Below are 1,038 nucleotides of genomic sequence, written 5' to 3'. Positions count from 1 at the left end.
AGCCGCGATCCTGCGCTTTCCCGAGGTCGTCGATTGCTGGCTGATGACCGGCAATCGCGATTATCTGCTGCGCATCGCCGTAACCGGGCTGAAGGAGTTCGAGACGCTGATGATCGAGCGTCTCGTCAAGATCGACGGCGTCGCGTCGATCGAATCCTCGATCCCGCTGCGGCGCATCAAGTCGGGCATTTCGCGCACGCCCTGACGCGCCGGCCTTCGCGCAGGACCGTCAGAAGCCCACGGCCTGCCCGTCCTTGCGCGGATCGGAGCCGGCGACATAGCCGTCCTTCACCTTGTGGATGAGCTGCGCTCCGCCGAAGCCATAGGAGGTGTCGGGCATCTCGCGGCTGATGCGGTGGCCCATCGCCTCGAGCTGCGCGATCACCGCGTCGCCAGCTGCCGCTTCCACCGCCACGTCCAGCCCCTCGACGATCCGCCAGCGCGGTGCGTCGACGGCAGTCTGCGGGTCTTGGCCCCAGAGCTGGGTCCGCAGCACCATCTGTACATGGCCCTGCGCCTGGATCGGGCCGCCCATGACGCCGAAGCTCATCAGCGGCTGGCCGTCCTTCATCAGGAAGCCGGGAATGATGGTGTGGCACCATCAGCCAGGATTACGGCGGGGTCGACCTGCACGAGATCCCGCCCAACGGGCAGGGCATCGCGGCGCTGATGGCGCTCGGCATCCTCAAGCATCTCGGCCTCGAACGCTTTGCGCCGGACAGCGCCGAGGCGCTGCATCTGCAGATCGAGGCGATGAAGCTCGCCTTCCGCGACATGTGGGCCTTCGTCGCCGATCGCGAGCATATGCGCGAGGTGGAGGAGAGGCATCTGCTCGACCCGGCCTATCTGGAAAGCCGCGCCCGGCTGGTCGATCCGCAGAAGGCGCAGGACTTCAAGGCCGGCGCGCCGAAGCAGGGCGGCACGGTGTATCTGTCGGCGGCCGATGCCGACGGCATGATGATCTCCTTCATCCAGTCCAATTACGCCGGCTTCGGCTCGGGCGTCGTCGTGCCGGGCACCGGCATCAGCCTGCAGAAT

At 66.8% G+C, this 1,038-nt stretch carries 3 protein-coding genes; 2 read left to right on the top strand and 1 reads right to left on the bottom strand.

Going from position 1 to position 1,038, the window contains the following annotated elements; translation table 11 throughout:
- On the top strand, window positions 1-205 hold a 205-nt coding region (locus tag SI859A1_RS00265; protein ID WP_040324862.1), incomplete at its 5' end, for an Lrp/AsnC ligand binding domain-containing protein.
- 24 nt (window positions 206-229) lie between these two features.
- Here SI859A1_RS00265 and SI859A1_RS00260 read toward each other — a convergent pair.
- A complete protein-coding gene (locus tag SI859A1_RS00260) occupies window positions 230-571 on the bottom strand; it encodes a gamma-glutamyltransferase (protein ID WP_009207888.1) in 342 nt (113 codons plus the stop codon).
- A 29-nt stretch (window positions 572-600) separates the two neighbouring features.
- Between SI859A1_RS00260 and SI859A1_RS00255 the strand changes: the two genes are divergently transcribed.
- The coding region (locus tag SI859A1_RS00255; RefSeq protein ID WP_193352744.1) for a gamma-glutamyltransferase at window positions 601-1,038 on the top strand (438 nt) is incomplete at its 3' end.

Source organism: Aurantimonas manganoxydans SI85-9A1 (assembly GCF_000153465.1).
Taxonomy (GTDB): Bacteria; Pseudomonadota; Alphaproteobacteria; order Rhizobiales; family Rhizobiaceae; genus Aurantimonas; species Aurantimonas manganoxydans.
Note: the sequence above shows the minus strand (reverse complement) of the source record. Positions and strands in the feature narration are given on the sequence as shown.

Excerpts from the sequence above, each read along its gene's own strand:
- SI859A1_RS00260 (WP_009207888.1), bottom strand. The coding sequence starts at position 571 with ATGAAGGACGGCCAGCCGCTGATGAGCTTCGGCGTCATGGGCGGCCCG.